Origin of the sequence: Salinivirga sp. (assembly GCF_035268865.1) — a bacterium.
Lineage (GTDB): Bacteria > Bacteroidota > Bacteroidia > Bacteroidales > Salinivirgaceae > Salinivirga.
On the sequence record NZ_DATFKB010000224.1, the window covers coordinates 16930 to 31651 of the forward strand.

At 40.4% G+C, this 14722-nt stretch carries 11 protein-coding genes; 3 read left to right on the forward strand and 8 right to left on the reverse strand.

Annotated features, from left to right (window positions below; translation table 11 throughout):
• Positions 1 to 3: 3 nt before the first annotated feature.
• From VJ937_RS13345 to panC, 5 genes are all read right to left on the reverse strand, one after another.
• The gene (locus VJ937_RS13345; RefSeq protein WP_324067849.1) at positions 4 to 411 is read right to left on the reverse strand and encodes a hypothetical protein; all 408 of its coding nucleotides are present in this window, start codon (positions 409 to 411) and stop codon (positions 4 to 6) included.
• 75 nt (positions 412 to 486) lie between these two features.
• On the reverse strand, positions 487 to 981 hold the full coding sequence (rfaE2, locus tag VJ937_RS13350) for a D-glycero-beta-D-manno-heptose 1-phosphate adenylyltransferase (RefSeq protein WP_324067851.1): 495 nt from the start codon (positions 979 to 981) through the stop codon (positions 487 to 489).
• A complete protein-coding gene (locus VJ937_RS13355) occupies positions 956 to 1981 on the reverse strand; it encodes a lysylphosphatidylglycerol synthase transmembrane domain-containing protein (RefSeq protein ID WP_324067852.1) in 1026 nt (341 codons plus the stop codon). Before VJ937_RS13355 ends, rfaE2 begins: the two co-directional genes overlap by 26 nt.
• A 6-nt stretch (positions 1982 to 1987) precedes the next feature.
• The gene (gene panD / locus VJ937_RS13360) at positions 1988 to 2341 is read right to left on the reverse strand and encodes an aspartate 1-decarboxylase (protein ID WP_324067854.1); all 354 of its coding nucleotides are present in this window, start codon (positions 2339 to 2341) and stop codon (positions 1988 to 1990) included.
• 28 nt (positions 2342 to 2369) lie between these two features.
• On the reverse strand, positions 2370 to 3215 hold the full coding sequence (panC, locus tag VJ937_RS13365) for a pantoate--beta-alanine ligase (RefSeq protein ID WP_324067856.1): 846 nt from the start codon (positions 3213 to 3215) through the stop codon (positions 2370 to 2372).
• A gap of 479 nt (positions 3216 to 3694) precedes the next feature.
• On the opposite strand from panC, the gene VJ937_RS13370 reads away from it, so the two are divergent.
• The 3 genes from VJ937_RS13370 to glmS are packed head-to-tail and all read left to right on the forward strand — an operon-like array spanning position 3695 to position 7702.
• Complete coding sequence (locus VJ937_RS13370; RefSeq protein WP_324067858.1) at positions 3695 to 4507, forward strand: glycogen/starch synthase; 813 nt, start codon at positions 3695 to 3697, stop codon at positions 4505 to 4507.
• A gap of 14 nt (positions 4508 to 4521) precedes the next feature.
• Positions 4522 to 5862 carry a hypothetical protein gene (locus VJ937_RS13375; protein ID WP_324067860.1) on the forward strand — a complete coding sequence of 447 codons (1341 nt, stop codon included), beginning with the start codon at positions 4522 to 4524 and terminating at the stop codon, positions 5860 to 5862.
• Positions 5863 to 5866: 4 nt separating this feature from the next.
• Entirely contained in the window at positions 5867 to 7702 is a 1836-nt protein-coding gene (gene glmS / locus VJ937_RS13380; RefSeq protein WP_324067862.1) for a glutamine--fructose-6-phosphate transaminase (isomerizing), read from the forward strand.
• 72 nt (positions 7703 to 7774) lie between these two features.
• Here the strand turns inward: glmS and VJ937_RS13385 are convergent, their stop codons facing one another.
• The 3 genes from VJ937_RS13385 to VJ937_RS13395 all read right to left on the reverse strand — a co-directional run.
• On the reverse strand, positions 7775 to 8152 hold the full coding sequence (locus tag VJ937_RS13385; RefSeq protein ID WP_324067864.1) for a DUF4296 domain-containing protein: 378 nt from the start codon (positions 8150 to 8152) through the stop codon (positions 7775 to 7777).
• A gap of 1 nt (position 8153) precedes the next feature.
• Positions 8154 to 9098, reverse strand: a complete 945-nt coding sequence (locus VJ937_RS13390) for a type IX secretion system membrane protein PorP/SprF (RefSeq protein WP_324067866.1) — start codon at positions 9096 to 9098, stop codon at positions 8154 to 8156.
• 62 nt (positions 9099 to 9160) lie between these two features.
• The coding region (locus VJ937_RS13395; protein WP_324067868.1) for a gliding motility-associated C-terminal domain-containing protein at positions 9161 to 14722 on the reverse strand (5562 nt) is incomplete at its 5' end.

Genomic DNA, 14722 nt, shown 5'->3' on the forward strand with positions numbered 1-14722 from the left:
GGATTATAGTTTCACAAATTCATAACGAACAAATGGGTTCCCATCAGAATCAGCGGACTCTCGGGTCATCTTGAATATTGTGCGGTCAAGTTCATCTACCCACCATTCTCCATTGATGGGGTGGCCTCCCATATCCTGTTGCAGTTCAAGTGTCAGCCTGAATTCCATACTCTTGCGATCGAGATTATATTCTCCTTCGTTTACAGCCATGGGTTCGCCATCAGTGCTGTCTATCGCATAGGTTTCAATAGTGAAATTATTATCATCTTTGAACGTCCAGATATAGAATCGCGATGGTTCGACCACTCTGGGGACTTCTTCCCATTTCCCAATTAGGAAAGAGGTTTTGCGATCGACACAACTCGAAAAGAATATTAGTGTGATAATAAGAACCGGCCAAAACTTTCTCATGATTAAATGATTTTAAATCAGGCTAAAATTATAATATTTTAAAAGACCAGACAATTTTTTTTGGTCAATTCAGCTTTAATTTTGACTAATTGCTTTGTCAATGATAGCGCTTGTGCTGTATCCGGGCGTTAGTTCTATAGTTAATACATCGCCTCCCCGGTTTTTAACAATATCGTAACCCACTACATCTTCAGCTTTGTAATCATTTCCTTTGACCAAAAAATCGGGCTGTACAGCTTTAATAAGTTCGTAAGGAGTAGGTTCATCGAATAAAATAACAGCATCGACAAACTTTAATGCTGCTATTATGGTAAGTCTCGCGTGCTCATCCTGCAGTGGCCTGCTGCTGCCTTTTATTTCTCTTACTGAGCGGTCGGTATTGAGTCCAATTATTAGTTTGTCGCCTAAATCAGATGCTTTGGCAAGGTACTCGATGTGCCCTTTATGAATAATATCGAAGCAACCGTTGGAGAAAACAATTTTTTGATTTTTAAAGCGCCAAATATTGAGTTGACTCTGAATGCTTTCCCTGGTATAGATTTTTTTATTTATGATTTCCAGCTGGTTCATTGATTCTTTTTTTATAGCGGTTATAAAAAGGTAAACTTATGTAGGATATCAATCCCATTCCTATCAACATTAAAGTTTGGGCACTCCATACTACCAATGCAAATAATTTTGCATCGTCGCCTCCAACCCCATAAATAACCAGCCCGGAGATGACCATAAAGTGATAAGCCCCAATTCCCCCTTGCACCGGAGCGACCATGCCATAACTGCCGAGCACAAAAATAGTGAGAGCGACGACAGGGCCATAACCGTCCATGAACGGGAAACTGAAAAAGCAAACATACAACATGCCGTAATAAGCAATCCAAATGGTGAAAGTAAAAAGAATAAAGAGCAACTTGTTTTTTACATCTTTTATACTGAGCAGGCCATCTTTGAGTGTATTAACTTTCTCGTTTATTTTGCTGATTATTTTGATGTGTTCAAATTTTTGCCTGAAAAGGAAATAAATTACAACAGCTCCAAGTCCAAGGAAAGCAGCGATACCAATGACCCAGCCGGATTCCAGAATGCTTTGTATGTTTTCTGATACAGCCGGGTTTTCGAGCACAAATTTCTGAAAAACATCAAATTGCAAAAGTATGGCCAGGCCAGTAATTCCTACAAGCATAATTAAGTCAATAATGCGCTCTGTAATGATGGTGCCAAAGGCTGTACTGAGGGGGATTTTTTCGTATTGTTTTATAATGGCTCCTCTTGTAACTTCTCCCATCCTGGGAAATGCCAGATTGGCGAAGTACCCTATCATTACTGCAAAAAAAGAATTGTAGTGCGATGGTTTGTAGCCCAGAGAGTCTGCAAGCAATACCCACCTGGCAGACCGTGCAAGGTGACTTATAATTCCGAGGAAGATACTTACATAGACCCATAAAAAATTAACTTCATGTAAGGCTTCGAGTATCTCTTTCCAATCCTGATCCTGGTATACTTTCCAAAAAATAAAAATTCCCAGACTAATAAAGACCAGGAATTTTAATGCATTTGTAATATATTTTTTCAAAACTAATTATTTTACAACTGTGTTGGTTTCTACATCAGGAAAGATGAATGTAGGTTCAAATGTTTTGGCTTCTTCAAAATCCATTTGGGCATATGATATTACAATCACAATATCGCCCACCTGCACCTTGCGGGCAGCAGGGCCATTCAAACAGACGGTTCCTGATCCGCGCTCACCTTTAATTACATATGTATCGAGTCGTTCACCGTTGTTTATGTTAACAACCTGGACTTTTTCGTTTTCGATAATATTGGCTGCATCCATCAAATCTTCATCAATGGTGATACTCCCTACATACTGTAAGTTTGCTTCTGTTACTGTTACTTTGTGTAACTTGGATTTTACAACCTCAATAAACATATTATAACGGGTTTTAATTGGTACAAAGTTAAAACGAATATTTGATATTGTCAATCAATCTTACTTCTCCGCAATAGACCGCAACACATCCTATTTTATCACAATTTTCCTGCCAGTTGTTTACTGGCTGCAGGGTTTCCTGATCTACAATCTGGAAATATTCCACTTCCAAATGCGCTATTTTATTAAGAGAATCGGTCACCCAGTCTTCTAATTGTTTTACGGAAAGGTGCTGGCTTTTGTTTTTCGATGCAGCCAATATTTGATTTATGAAAGCAGCACTTTTTCTTTGTTCGCTATTTAATCGCTGGTTTCTGGAACTCATAGCCAGACCATCGTTTTCTCTGATTATGGGTGCCCCCATTATTTTTACAGGGTAGTTGTAGTCTTTTACCATTTTGCGAATGATAGCGAGCTGTTGAAAATCTTTTTCTCCAAATACAGCTATGTCAGGCTCAACAATATCGAAAAGGCGGCTTACTACCTGGGCCACACCATTGAAATGGCCGGGTCTGTGTTTCCCTTCCATCACTTTTTCCAACGCCCCAAAGTCAAATTTTCGGTTGTCCTTTTCCGGATATATTTCCTCTTCAGAAGGTGCAAATACTATATCTGTACCTACTTCTTTGAGCATTTCCATGTCTTTCGACATATTCCGGGGGTACTTTTCATAGTCACCTGGATCATTGAACTGGGTGGGGTTTACAAAAACACTCACCACTATAATGTCAGCGTGCTTTTTTGCAATATTTATTAAGGATAAATGCCCTTCATGCAGCGCACCCATTGTGGGAACAAAACCAATTCTTTTATTATCGGATTTATGCGACCGGACCTCTGCTTTAAGCTTATCTGTTTTGTTATGCTTTTGCATAAATGGATTTTTAAAAGTTGTCAAATGAACGACAAAATTAGATTATTTTTATCAACCTCATTCAAAGGGCAATGAAAAATAGTGTTTTGCCATCTATTTACTTTTACCTCTATCATAAGTATGAAGTTTCAATAACCTGAAATATTTGTTTCTGGTGAATAAATAGCCTGCCATAACCCGTCGGGCTCACATGAATTGTTTAACGGCATTGAGGTTTAATGCAGATTTACTGTTTTTTTGTATTTTAATTAGTGCTAACAAATGGATTTTATATCATTTAGAAAAGTTTTTTATAAAAATGGTTTCTGATTGACTTATATCGTTTAACAATGGGTTCGTCAAAAAACAAAAAGGTTTAAGCCGAATTTGGCAATATGTTCAAAGCCATGGCGTTGAATGAGTGTGTTAAAGATTACGTTTGTGTTGAAATATTTATTAATTTTGCACAACTTAAACGACACTAATACCTGATTCAAAAGATGGAAAAAGCAAAGGTTTTGTACATTGCACAGGAGATTACCCCTTATTTGCCTGAGAACCACATGTCTAAGTTGGCTCGTTACCTACCTCAGGGTATTCAGGAAAAAGGGAAGGAAATTAGAACATTTATGCCTCGTTATGGCAAAATTAATGAAAGGCGTAATCAACTTCACGAGGTGATTCGTCTATCGGGGATGAATTTAATAATTAACGATACCGATCACCCGCTTATCATTAAAGTTGCCTCAATTCAGGCTGCACGTATGCAGGTTTATTTTATTGATAACGAGGAGTATTTTCAGCGTAAAGCTGTATTGAAAGATAAAGATGGCAAATATTTTGAGGACAACGATGAGCGTGCAATATTTTTTGCTCGTGGAGTGTTGGAGACTGTAAAAAAATTGCGTTGGTCACCTGATATTATTCATTGCCATGGTTGGATTACAAGTCTCATACCACTTTACATTAAGAAACTCTATAAAGATAACCCATTGTTTAATGATGCAAAAATTGTTTATTCGCTGTACGATGATGATTTTGCGCCTGCGCTTGATACTCAATTTCATAAAAAACTGACAGACGAAGGTTTTGATAAATCTGATATCGAGCACATAGCATCAAGTCCTGACTTTGTTAACCTTATGAAATTAGCTGTTGACAAGTCAGATGGAGTTATTAAAGGAGCCGGGGAGATAAATAATGATATTGAAGCATACGCCAAAAGTGAAAAGAAAGATTTTCTGGATTACCAGGATGAAGACACCTATGTGGATGCTTATAATGATTTTTACGATAAAATGTTGAATACATAAAGGATTTATTTTATATGAAGTTTTTTTTGCGGGGATTGTTTCTGTTGTCTGTAGTTTTCTTGTTTCTTACATGTAAAGAGGATGACAGTTTTTTAGGTGAGAATTTTTTGGATAGTAAACTGAGTATTTATTACGATACAGTTACAAACTTTACCACCACATCGGTGCCATACGACATTAATGATACAGTTTATTCTGGAGTAACGCTGGCAATGATCGGTGACTACTACGATGAGATTTTTGGCGACACCAAAGCCATGACTGTTTTTAGTGTGGCACCACAGTTTAATGTTGTTGATTCAGCTTCAAACCGGAATGCGGATAGTTTAATGTTGCAATTGCAATTTAGAGGAACATATTATGGTTTCGATACCACCGAACAAACTTTTCATTTATACGCGGTGGAGCAGCCACTAAATCAAATTGATACCAATTCACTTGCCAATGTGAATTTAAGCGATTATTACGACCCGAACAGCCCCATTGCAACGACAACTTACGCAGTTAAACCTGATACAGGCCTTTTGCAGTTTAAATTGCCTGCTTCTATGGCTAATGACCTGGTTCAGAATTTAGATACTTTGATATCTTCAGATTCCGTTTTTGTTAACAATTTCATGGGGTTCATCGTGACAGCAGAGCGGCAGGAAGGTAATACCGGGGCACTTATCCATTATAATTTTAATGCAGAAGAGACGCATATGCGACTGCTCTATAATGATGAAAACAGTGATGACCAGGTTCTTTATTTTTATCCAACATCTCAGGAAGGATACGTTAAACGGTTTAATTTCTTTGATCATGATTATTCTACAGGGTCTATCAGTAATCAGATGATTTCTATGAACCATACGCAGTTTATTACGGATGATTCTCTTGCCTATATTCAGGCTGGTCGGGGTATTAATCTTGAGATAGATGTTGATTTAGCAGGTTCTGAGATTTTTGCTGATGACATGAATAACGAGGAACTGGTCATAAACAGAGTGAGGCTTGAGTTGAATCCAATAAAGAGGGAATTCGAACTTGTAGACACATTAATGTATGCCCCACCAGAAGCGATCATAATATATGAAGATGTGAATGGAGAAAAGGAAAATATAGTCGATTACTTCATTCCGGATCGGGGAATGTCAGCTCCAGAATACTATAATGATGAGGAGAATTCTTATGGTTTTGTGTTTAGTGGAATGGTACATGAAAAAGTTAATGAAGGAAACTCTTCCTTTAAGCTTTTTTTACAACCTTCTCAAACAAGTATTACTGCCAACAGAGCAGTATTTTATGGCTCCGGTGCAGTAGATTCGCTTAGGCCCAAAGTGATAATAACTTATTCGAAACGAACAAACGAATAGATTTATGTGTGGAATTGTCGGATATATAGGAAACAAAGAAGCCTACCCGATTTTGATTAACGGGCTCAAAAGATTAGAGTATCGTGGTTACGATTCGGCAGGTGTGGCTTTGTTGAATGGAAACATAAATGTATATAAAAGAAAAGGTAAAGTTTCAGATCTTGAAGACTATACCAAATCACAAAATACAGATGGTACAATAGGTATTGGCCATACCCGATGGGCTACTCATGGTGAACCAAACGATATCAATGCCCATCCGCATCGTTCTATGGATGGAAAGTTTGTGCTAATACATAATGGGATTATTGAAAATTACGGTAAGCTTAAAAAGTCATTGGAAGAGGCTGGTTACGAGTTTACATCAGATACTGATACCGAAGTGCTGGCCAATTTGATTGCCTATATTTATAAAGAGGGTGAGATAAGTGTTGAAATGGCCGTACGTCTTGCCCTTAAAAAAGTAATTGGTGCCTACGGTCTGGTTGTATTCAGTACAGAAGAACCGGACAAGCTTATAGCAGCCCGAAAAGGCAGCCCATTGGTAATTGGTGTTGGCAAAGGTGAATACTTTTTGGCATCTGATGCTACACCAATAGTTGAACATACCAATAGCGTAATATACCTGAATGATGACGATTTGGCCATCATTAAGAAAGATCAAATGGTTTTGAAGACCATTTTTGACGAAAAACAAGAACCCGTTGTTGAGGAATTAGACCTTGATATTGGCGAGATTGATAAAAATGGGTTCCCGCATTTCATGTTAAAAGAGATTTTTGAACAGCCCCGCTCTATTTTAGATACTTTTAGAGGAAGGGTTGCTAAAGATAACTCTGAAATTGTGTTGGGAGGCCTGTATCGGGTTATCGACGATTTGGTACAAGCTAAACGTATATTGATTGTTGCATGCGGAACTTCCTGGCATGCTGGTCAGGTAGGCGAGTATATGATTGAAGATTTGGCTCGCATACCTGTTGAAGTGGAATATGGCTCTGAGTTCAGATACCGAAACCCTGTAATTACTAAAGATGATTTTGTGATAGCAATAAGCCAGAGTGGTGAGACAGCCGATACCCTGGCTGCTATACGCATGGCAAAAGAAGCCGGCGCAAGGGTGTTAGGTATATGCAATGTGGTAGGATCCAGTATCCCCCGGGAAACTGATGCAGGGGTTTATACCCATGCAGGACCCGAAATAGGGGTGGCCTCCACAAAAGCATTTACAGCACAGGTAACTGTGTTGGCTATGATAGCTATGGTGCTGGGAAATAAACGTGGTGAGCTTTCTACTGATGATTATAATGAACTTATTCATGACCTTACAGAAGTTCCGGCAAAAATTGAAAAAATACTTCAGCAAAATGAAGAAATAAAAGCTATTGCAGAGATTTATAAGGAAGCTACAAATGCCATTTATCTCGGCCGTGGTTATTTATTCCCCGTTGCACTGGAAGGAGCACTGAAACTTAAAGAAATTTCTTATATTCATGCCGAGGGCTATCCGGCAGCAGAAATGAAACACGGACCAATTGCCCTCATTGATGAAAATATGCCTGTAATTGTAATTGCAACAAAAGATAAGAGTTACGATAAAATTGTGAGCAACATTCAGGAAGTTAAAGCCAGAAACGGCAAAGTAATAGCCGTAGTAACAGAAGGAGATGATACAATACGCAATATGGCAGATCATGTGATGGAGGTTCCTGAAAGCACTGAGATGCTTTCTGCGCTTACAACAGTTGTTCCTTTGCAACTATTATCTTATCACATTGCCGTGATGAGGGGTTGTAATGTAGATCAACCCAGAAACCTGGCAAAATCGGTAACTGTAGAATAAAATAAGTTGGTATAAACTAAAAAATTCCGCAGCGACAAGGCTGCGGAATTTTTTTTGCATTTTGTGGATTGTCTATTCTTTTTTGTCTTTTTTCGCTCGTTTTTCGAGCTCTATATCTTTTTTCCTTTTCTGTAGTTCTAGAATAACGTCGTCGTATAGTTTTTCAAATCTGTCGAAGTCTTTTGAATAGTAATTATACAAGCTGTCGAACTGTGCGCGGGTAATATTGTGGGCTTCCAGAATTTCTTTATAGTACCCTTTTACCTGAGAGTTATTTATTTTACCTCTGTTAACGGCCCGGTTGAGTGTTGCATCTGCCAAATGAATTTCTACAAGCAGATCGACCATCTGCTCTTCATTTATTACAGGTTTATAATTTTTTTCTGCATTATCACATTCAACAAAAAATAGTAGACTAAGCGCGATGAATCCAATCAGTATTTTTTGCATTTTATCTTATTTTTCTTCTGGTAGCAGATTGTTTAATTTTGTTGAACTTCACCCCAATCATGATTTCATAGGTGCCACTGGTATAGTTCCTTAGCTCGGAGGTTGTGATGTCGTACGATAACCCGAGGTAGAGCATATCCTGGTAGTTGTAACCGGCCAGGAGCGATACAGCATCACCACTTCGGTAGTTGACACCAAACCAAACCATTTTTTGGTAAATTGATCGGACATTAATATCTACCTGAACAGGTGAGCCTTTCACCAATTTAATCATGGATCCCGCCTCGATATCGAAATCGCGGTTAATATTGTATTTGTAACCTCCCATAAGTACAAGGTGGTTGTTCAGCCGCGACATTACACTTTTGTAATCAACGGAGTCTGATTCTACGGTCTCGATTTTGTTGCTAAACAGCTGCATTACTGAAACCCCTCCATAGTATTGTGATGTATAGAGGTACAGACCCAACGAACCATCGGGTAGAAACTTGGTATAACTTGACCCGTTTTGTGTAATAACAGGGTCAGACTGTGGCAGGTCGGTTGCCGACAGGTCTATTTTGTATTGCGTTAGCCCTACAAAAGCACCCATTGAAAGCCTGATATCACCACTCACTTTGATGTTATAGGCGTAAGAACCATAAATTCCCAGCTTGCTGGTGGGGCCAATTACATCACTGAAGATGTAACCACCGTAACCCATTGGCATTGTTTTATGCGGGCCATAAGCACTTAACATATAGGTTTTTGGTGCGTCGCTTATTCCTGCCCATTGGTGACGGTAATTGGTTTTCACCTGGTAATAATCGTAAATACCACCAATGGCGGGGTTAAACAGGTAATCGTTAAATACGTACTGGGTTAAGTTAGGGATTTGCTGCCCTGAAGCAATTCCTGTTCCCAGTAGCATAACACTTGCAATAAGTATGAGTCTGATTCGATTCATCGCGCTGTTTTTATAGGTTATATGCACAGCGGGCGATTATCCCGCTATGCATAATAATTTTTTTATCTGATTACAGTTACCGGACCGTTGGCTTTTTTCGACCTTGATCCATCTGAGTATTGAATTACATAGTAGTAAGTACCAATGGTTACATCTTTACCATTCATGTTAGTACCATCCCAACCACCGTCACCACCGCTTTGTTTCGGCATCATTTCAAGTGGGTCATTGGATTCAAATACCAGTTGTCCCCAACGGTTAAATATTTTCAGGTTAAAGTCCATATTGACATCAATACCCTGAATTCCCCAGTAGTCATTGTGTCCATCACGGTTAGGTGAAAAAGCACTTGGAGGGTTAAATTCACCCATAACGCGTACTTTCACGGTATCATTGGTTTCACAATAACGGCCATCTATTGGGTAAGGGGCAGGTGTGCTGGCAGTAACACGGTAAATTGTACTGTCCATTAATCCTGTTACATCGATCATGGTATTTTCTGTTGTATATGGTCCTGGCTCCGGAAGTGTATTGTTTTCAGGTGTTTCTCCTGTCACCTCCCACCGTTCTGTCCATGTATATGATGTTTCTTCAGATGGTATTGAGATGATTTCTAAGGTTGTTCCACCACCTTCAAAGAGGTTGGAGTTTGAACCGTCTGCCACTTGAGCCCGTACATCTGCGTAATTTGGTACTCGAACCAGTACGCTATCTTCCATGTAGCATCTGCCCGCTTCAATGCGAGCTACGTAGTAATTGTCGCCGTTTTGGTTTACGGTTGCAGTGTCAAAAGCAGTTTCGCTTCCTGTTGTCATACCGTAACCTTCAAGGCCGGCTCCACGAGCCCAGTAAACAGTGTCAACTGATAATAGGTCTGAATTTGCGTTGTAAACGGCAGGTGATGCAAACAAGGAAATGGCATCATATTTACATGCATCTATTGTTTTCAATGATGCATCTGCTCCATAAACAGATGTGTCGGTCAGATTTACATTAATATTTGTAATATCAAATGATGTATCGGACTTAATTTGATAATTTTCCTCCTTAATACAACCAGAACCAGTTGTAATTCTAACTGAATAAATAGCTGGATTGAGGTCATTTATACCTGGTTTTACATTTGATACAATTGTGTCTGTACTTAATATACTATCATATAAATCAGGATCATATTCATAACCCCAGTTAGCCCATGTTGCAGAATCAATTGTCCATTCATAGTTAAGTGATGTGAATGGCTCAAATGGAACCCCTGGTTCAACTTCAATGGCGATTGATCCATTTTCATCACTAGGACAATTGGGGCGATCAATTATTTGTTCACTAATATTGATCTCTGAAGTTTCAGATTGTATAATTGCCGGCTTATCCTCTATACAGGATGCTTCGTCAATTACCCTTATGGTATATGGTCCGGTGCCAAGGTTCTCAAATACTGAGTCAGGCTCATAATCCGGACTTCCTCCTGTCGGGAATACTGCATACTGGAACTCTCCGTTACCCTGTAGTGGTGTAATGGTAATGCTTCCGGTAGTATCGTAGCTACAAACAGGTTTAGTTGACGTATATTCAAACTCAACCGATACTGGCGCAGTAAGTGTAAAGTTATCTGTTCTCACGCACAGGTCATCATCTATAACCGTTGCAAAATAGGTTCCTTCTTCAAGATTGGCGGCAACATCATTATTCAGAGTTGCATCGTGTGACCATGTATAGTCATAAGGTGTGGTTCCATTTTCTGCGTTTAGCGTAATGCTACCATTATCGAGGTTTTCTGCCAAACAGTTCGGATCAATTGCAATTGGGTCAATCGCAAAATCAGAGTTGTCAGGAATGTAGACTGAATCTTCTGCAACGCAGCCATTGTCGTCTACAAGTGTGAAGTAATAATAACCCACGTGCAGATCTTCAATTGTACTGCCTGTTACGGTTGTGTCATCGGGCCACGCCCATGCAAGGCCTTCAGGATCCAGTTCCGGATATCCATCATAGGCCCAGTCGAAGGTAAAAGGTTCAGTACCGCCACTTTCGACGCTTATGGTAATTGATCCATCGGCTCCGGAACAGCTGGCTTCAATAATATCATTGTTGTATACGTATGGTTGTGGTTCATTAACAATCAGTGAATCTTCGTAACTACTAAATACATCATTAATAGTGAGATAGTATGTGCCTGCGCTCAAGCCACTGATATCAGTTCCGGTAGAGTCGTTGCTCCAGGTTATTGAATATGGTGGCACACCACCGGCAGGTACAATGCTTATTGCACCATCGCTGTATCCGTAGCATGAAACATCAGTAATTACGGTGTCTTCAATATAAATTGAGGTTTCAATAATTTCTGCACTATCTGAAATTGTACAACCCTGATCATCAGTTACGGTATAGTAATACCAGCCCTGATCAAGGAATGTCAGAAGTGAATCGTTATCTGCTATTGGTCCGTCTTCATCAGCCCATTCATATGTGTATGGTCTTACTCCTCCGGTTGCTTCAAGTCTGATTCTACCATTACCATCATCACCTGTAATATAGTCGGGCTGCAGTTCGTAAATTCTGACGTCGAACACGAATTCGTCGGTCATTTCAAATTCTTTAATTACGCTACATGTACTTGTCTCATCGGTTAGCATTACAGAGTTTGTGCCAACATTTAATGCTATAGCAGTCTCTGTGGTTTCACCGGAACTCCATTCATAAGAGTATGGACCTGTACCATTTACAATGTCTGTTACCGTGGCAGAACCATTGCCTGCACAGGTAACCTCTTCCAGTATTTCTACTGTAAAGTCAAGTGCTGTATTGGCTTCAACAATAACTGAATCGACAACTGTACATCCCAGCGCATCGGTTACCTCTACAATATAGTAACCAAATGCCAGGCTTGAAGCAGAGTCTGTGGCAGCTCCAACAATCGGGAAGGCCGCGTCATCAGCTTTGTACCAGTTATAGTTGTAAGGTCCTACACCTCCGGTTACATCTACGGCTGCCCATCCTGTTGAGTCTTCGGGGCAATTGGTTTGTCCCATATTGAAGGCCATAAAGATGGAATCAGGCATGGATGTAATATCAATAGATGTAACCAATTCACATAGGTTGTCATCGGTTACTGTCAGGTGATATGTGTCACCTGCTATTGCACTTGTAAGTGTACTATCGAGAGATTGTAACGTACCTTCGCTGTCTTCCCATCGGTAAGTTAGTTCTCCTGTACCACCGGAAACATCAGCATAAAGGTCTGCCAGTGAATCGCCGGCACACTGAATTGGGTCAGTGTATACAAAGTCATCAACCACAATTGGATCTGGTTCCTGCAGACTATCTGTTAAGATGAAGCTACAGTTGTTATCGTCGACAACAGTAACGCTGAATGTACCTGTACAGAGGCTGTCAGCTGTAAGTTCCGTATCTCCGTTGCTCCATGTAATGGTGAATGGAGCTGTACCACCATCAATATTAATTTCGGCAGAGCCATCGCATACACCTCCGCATGAAGGATCAACGGCATTGACCAGGGTTACATTAATGTCGGAGTTATCCGGCATAGTAATTACTTCCACGGTATCGCAGAGGTTGCCATCAACTATTGTCATGGTGTAGTCTCCAACTCCAAGGTTCGTAATAGAGGTTCCTACAGAGTCGACAGTCCAGTCAGGGTGGCTCCAGGAAACAGAGTAATTGCCATCACCACCTGTTATATTGTTAACTGTAATTGTACCATTATCCACTCCACAGTCAGCCGGTGTTATATCAACATTGTAAGTAATTGGAGCTGGTTCCAGTATGGTGATTGTTGTGTCTTCCATACAGGCATTATTATCAGTTACCATGGCTGTATAGTCTCCTGCACCAAGGTTATTGAGTGTATAGAGATCGAGCTCTGATGTATGTGCCCACTCAAGTGTTAATGGAGCAGCTCCGTTATTAACAGAGATTGTTGTCGAACCTGTTGTATCGCCGTGGCACAATACATCCTGATGATCTGTCTCGATGATCTGGATTGGCGCTGGTGCTGATAAGAATACACTATCAACAGCAGAGCAGTTAGGATCGGAAACGGTTACATAGTTCCATCCTGCTACCAGGTTGGTGGCAATGCTGTCGTTACCATCAGATGATGACCATGTGTAAGTGTATGGTGGCTCTCCACCGGTTGGGGTTACAGTTATTCCACCTGTGGAGTCTCCCATGTTTTCAGGGTTACAGGTGATTTGTACTGTATCGCTGAATGCAATCTGTAGGTCGTATAGTGTTCTGATTTCTACTGAATCTACATGCTCACAGCTATTGAGGTCTGTTATTGTGATATAATACCATCCGGCAGACAGGCTGTCGTTTGAAGGACCTGTATTTCCATCGGACCAGTTGTATGTGTATGGTGCATTACCACCAGAGGCAACAACTGTTGCACTACCAGTTGGGTTGCCTGCACATAACACATGGGTGGTATCCGTAACTTCCATATGAATGTCTACATCGTAAACCGAGTCGGTATAAACCATTTCACAGCCTTGTGCGTCGGTAGCTGTTACACTATATCCATCGGCACAGAGATCAGATGCAATTGGTCCGGTTTGTCCGTCGCTCCATTGGTAAGTAAATCCTCCATTTCCTCCGGTAGCCTCAACTTCCAGCATACCATTACAGTAATTTGATGGATAGGCTTGTTCGTTGAAGCGAATACCCCATTTGAAGATAAATCCGTTATCAAACTGGACATTGTCAGTCACTTTAAGTGTCCAGTCTCCGTTTAATTGAGTTCCTGCAAGGTTATCGATGCTATTAATAGGCACATATTCACCTGATGGAATATGTAAAGAATCTAATGGTCCGGAAGGGGCTCCGCTATAATAATGGTCTTCAGTAATAACCTGTGTCCAGTTTTTGGGTGCATTGTCATCGAAAGTATACAAGTATCCATCTCCAGGGATGGGGTCTGTATCATCTCCAATTACCGGATATCCAAGGTTGCGATAGCCTCCGGCCTGATCAATTAAAATAACTGAATTATCTGGTGCAATGAGCTCAATTGTAAGGTCACTGAGATATGAATGTTCGATATCGAAATAAATGCCCGCAATATCTCCTGCATTCATAGTTTGTCCCGGATCAAAATCTGTGAAAGTAAGGGTTGACGTATATGAATCTCCGTCGCCATCAGGAAGTTCAAGTGTGTCAGCTTCGAATACAGGCAAACTACCGCATGAGAGTAATGAGTCTACGAGTGTAACTACAATTGCAGATGGTTCGGTAATTGTAGCAGGAACAGTTTCGCTTATACATCCATTCCCATCTCTAACAACAAGGTTGTAATTGCCGGCTGTCAGCCCGCTGAATACATTTCCGGGTTGCCAGTTTGATCCGTCATCGCTACTATATTCGTACCCGGCACCAGAGCCACCGGCTACATTGATAATCTCGATTTCGCCATCGCTTCCGCCATTACATGTTACATTGGTAAGTGTGGTATCGAAAGTAATGGGAGCGGGCTCGTTGAGTGTTGCTGTCGACACATCGCTTAAACATCCGTTTCCATCTCTCACTATCACTTCATAGTCTCCGGCTATTAAGTTGGAGAATATGTTGCCCGGTTGCCAGTTTGTTCCGTTATCTATACTGAA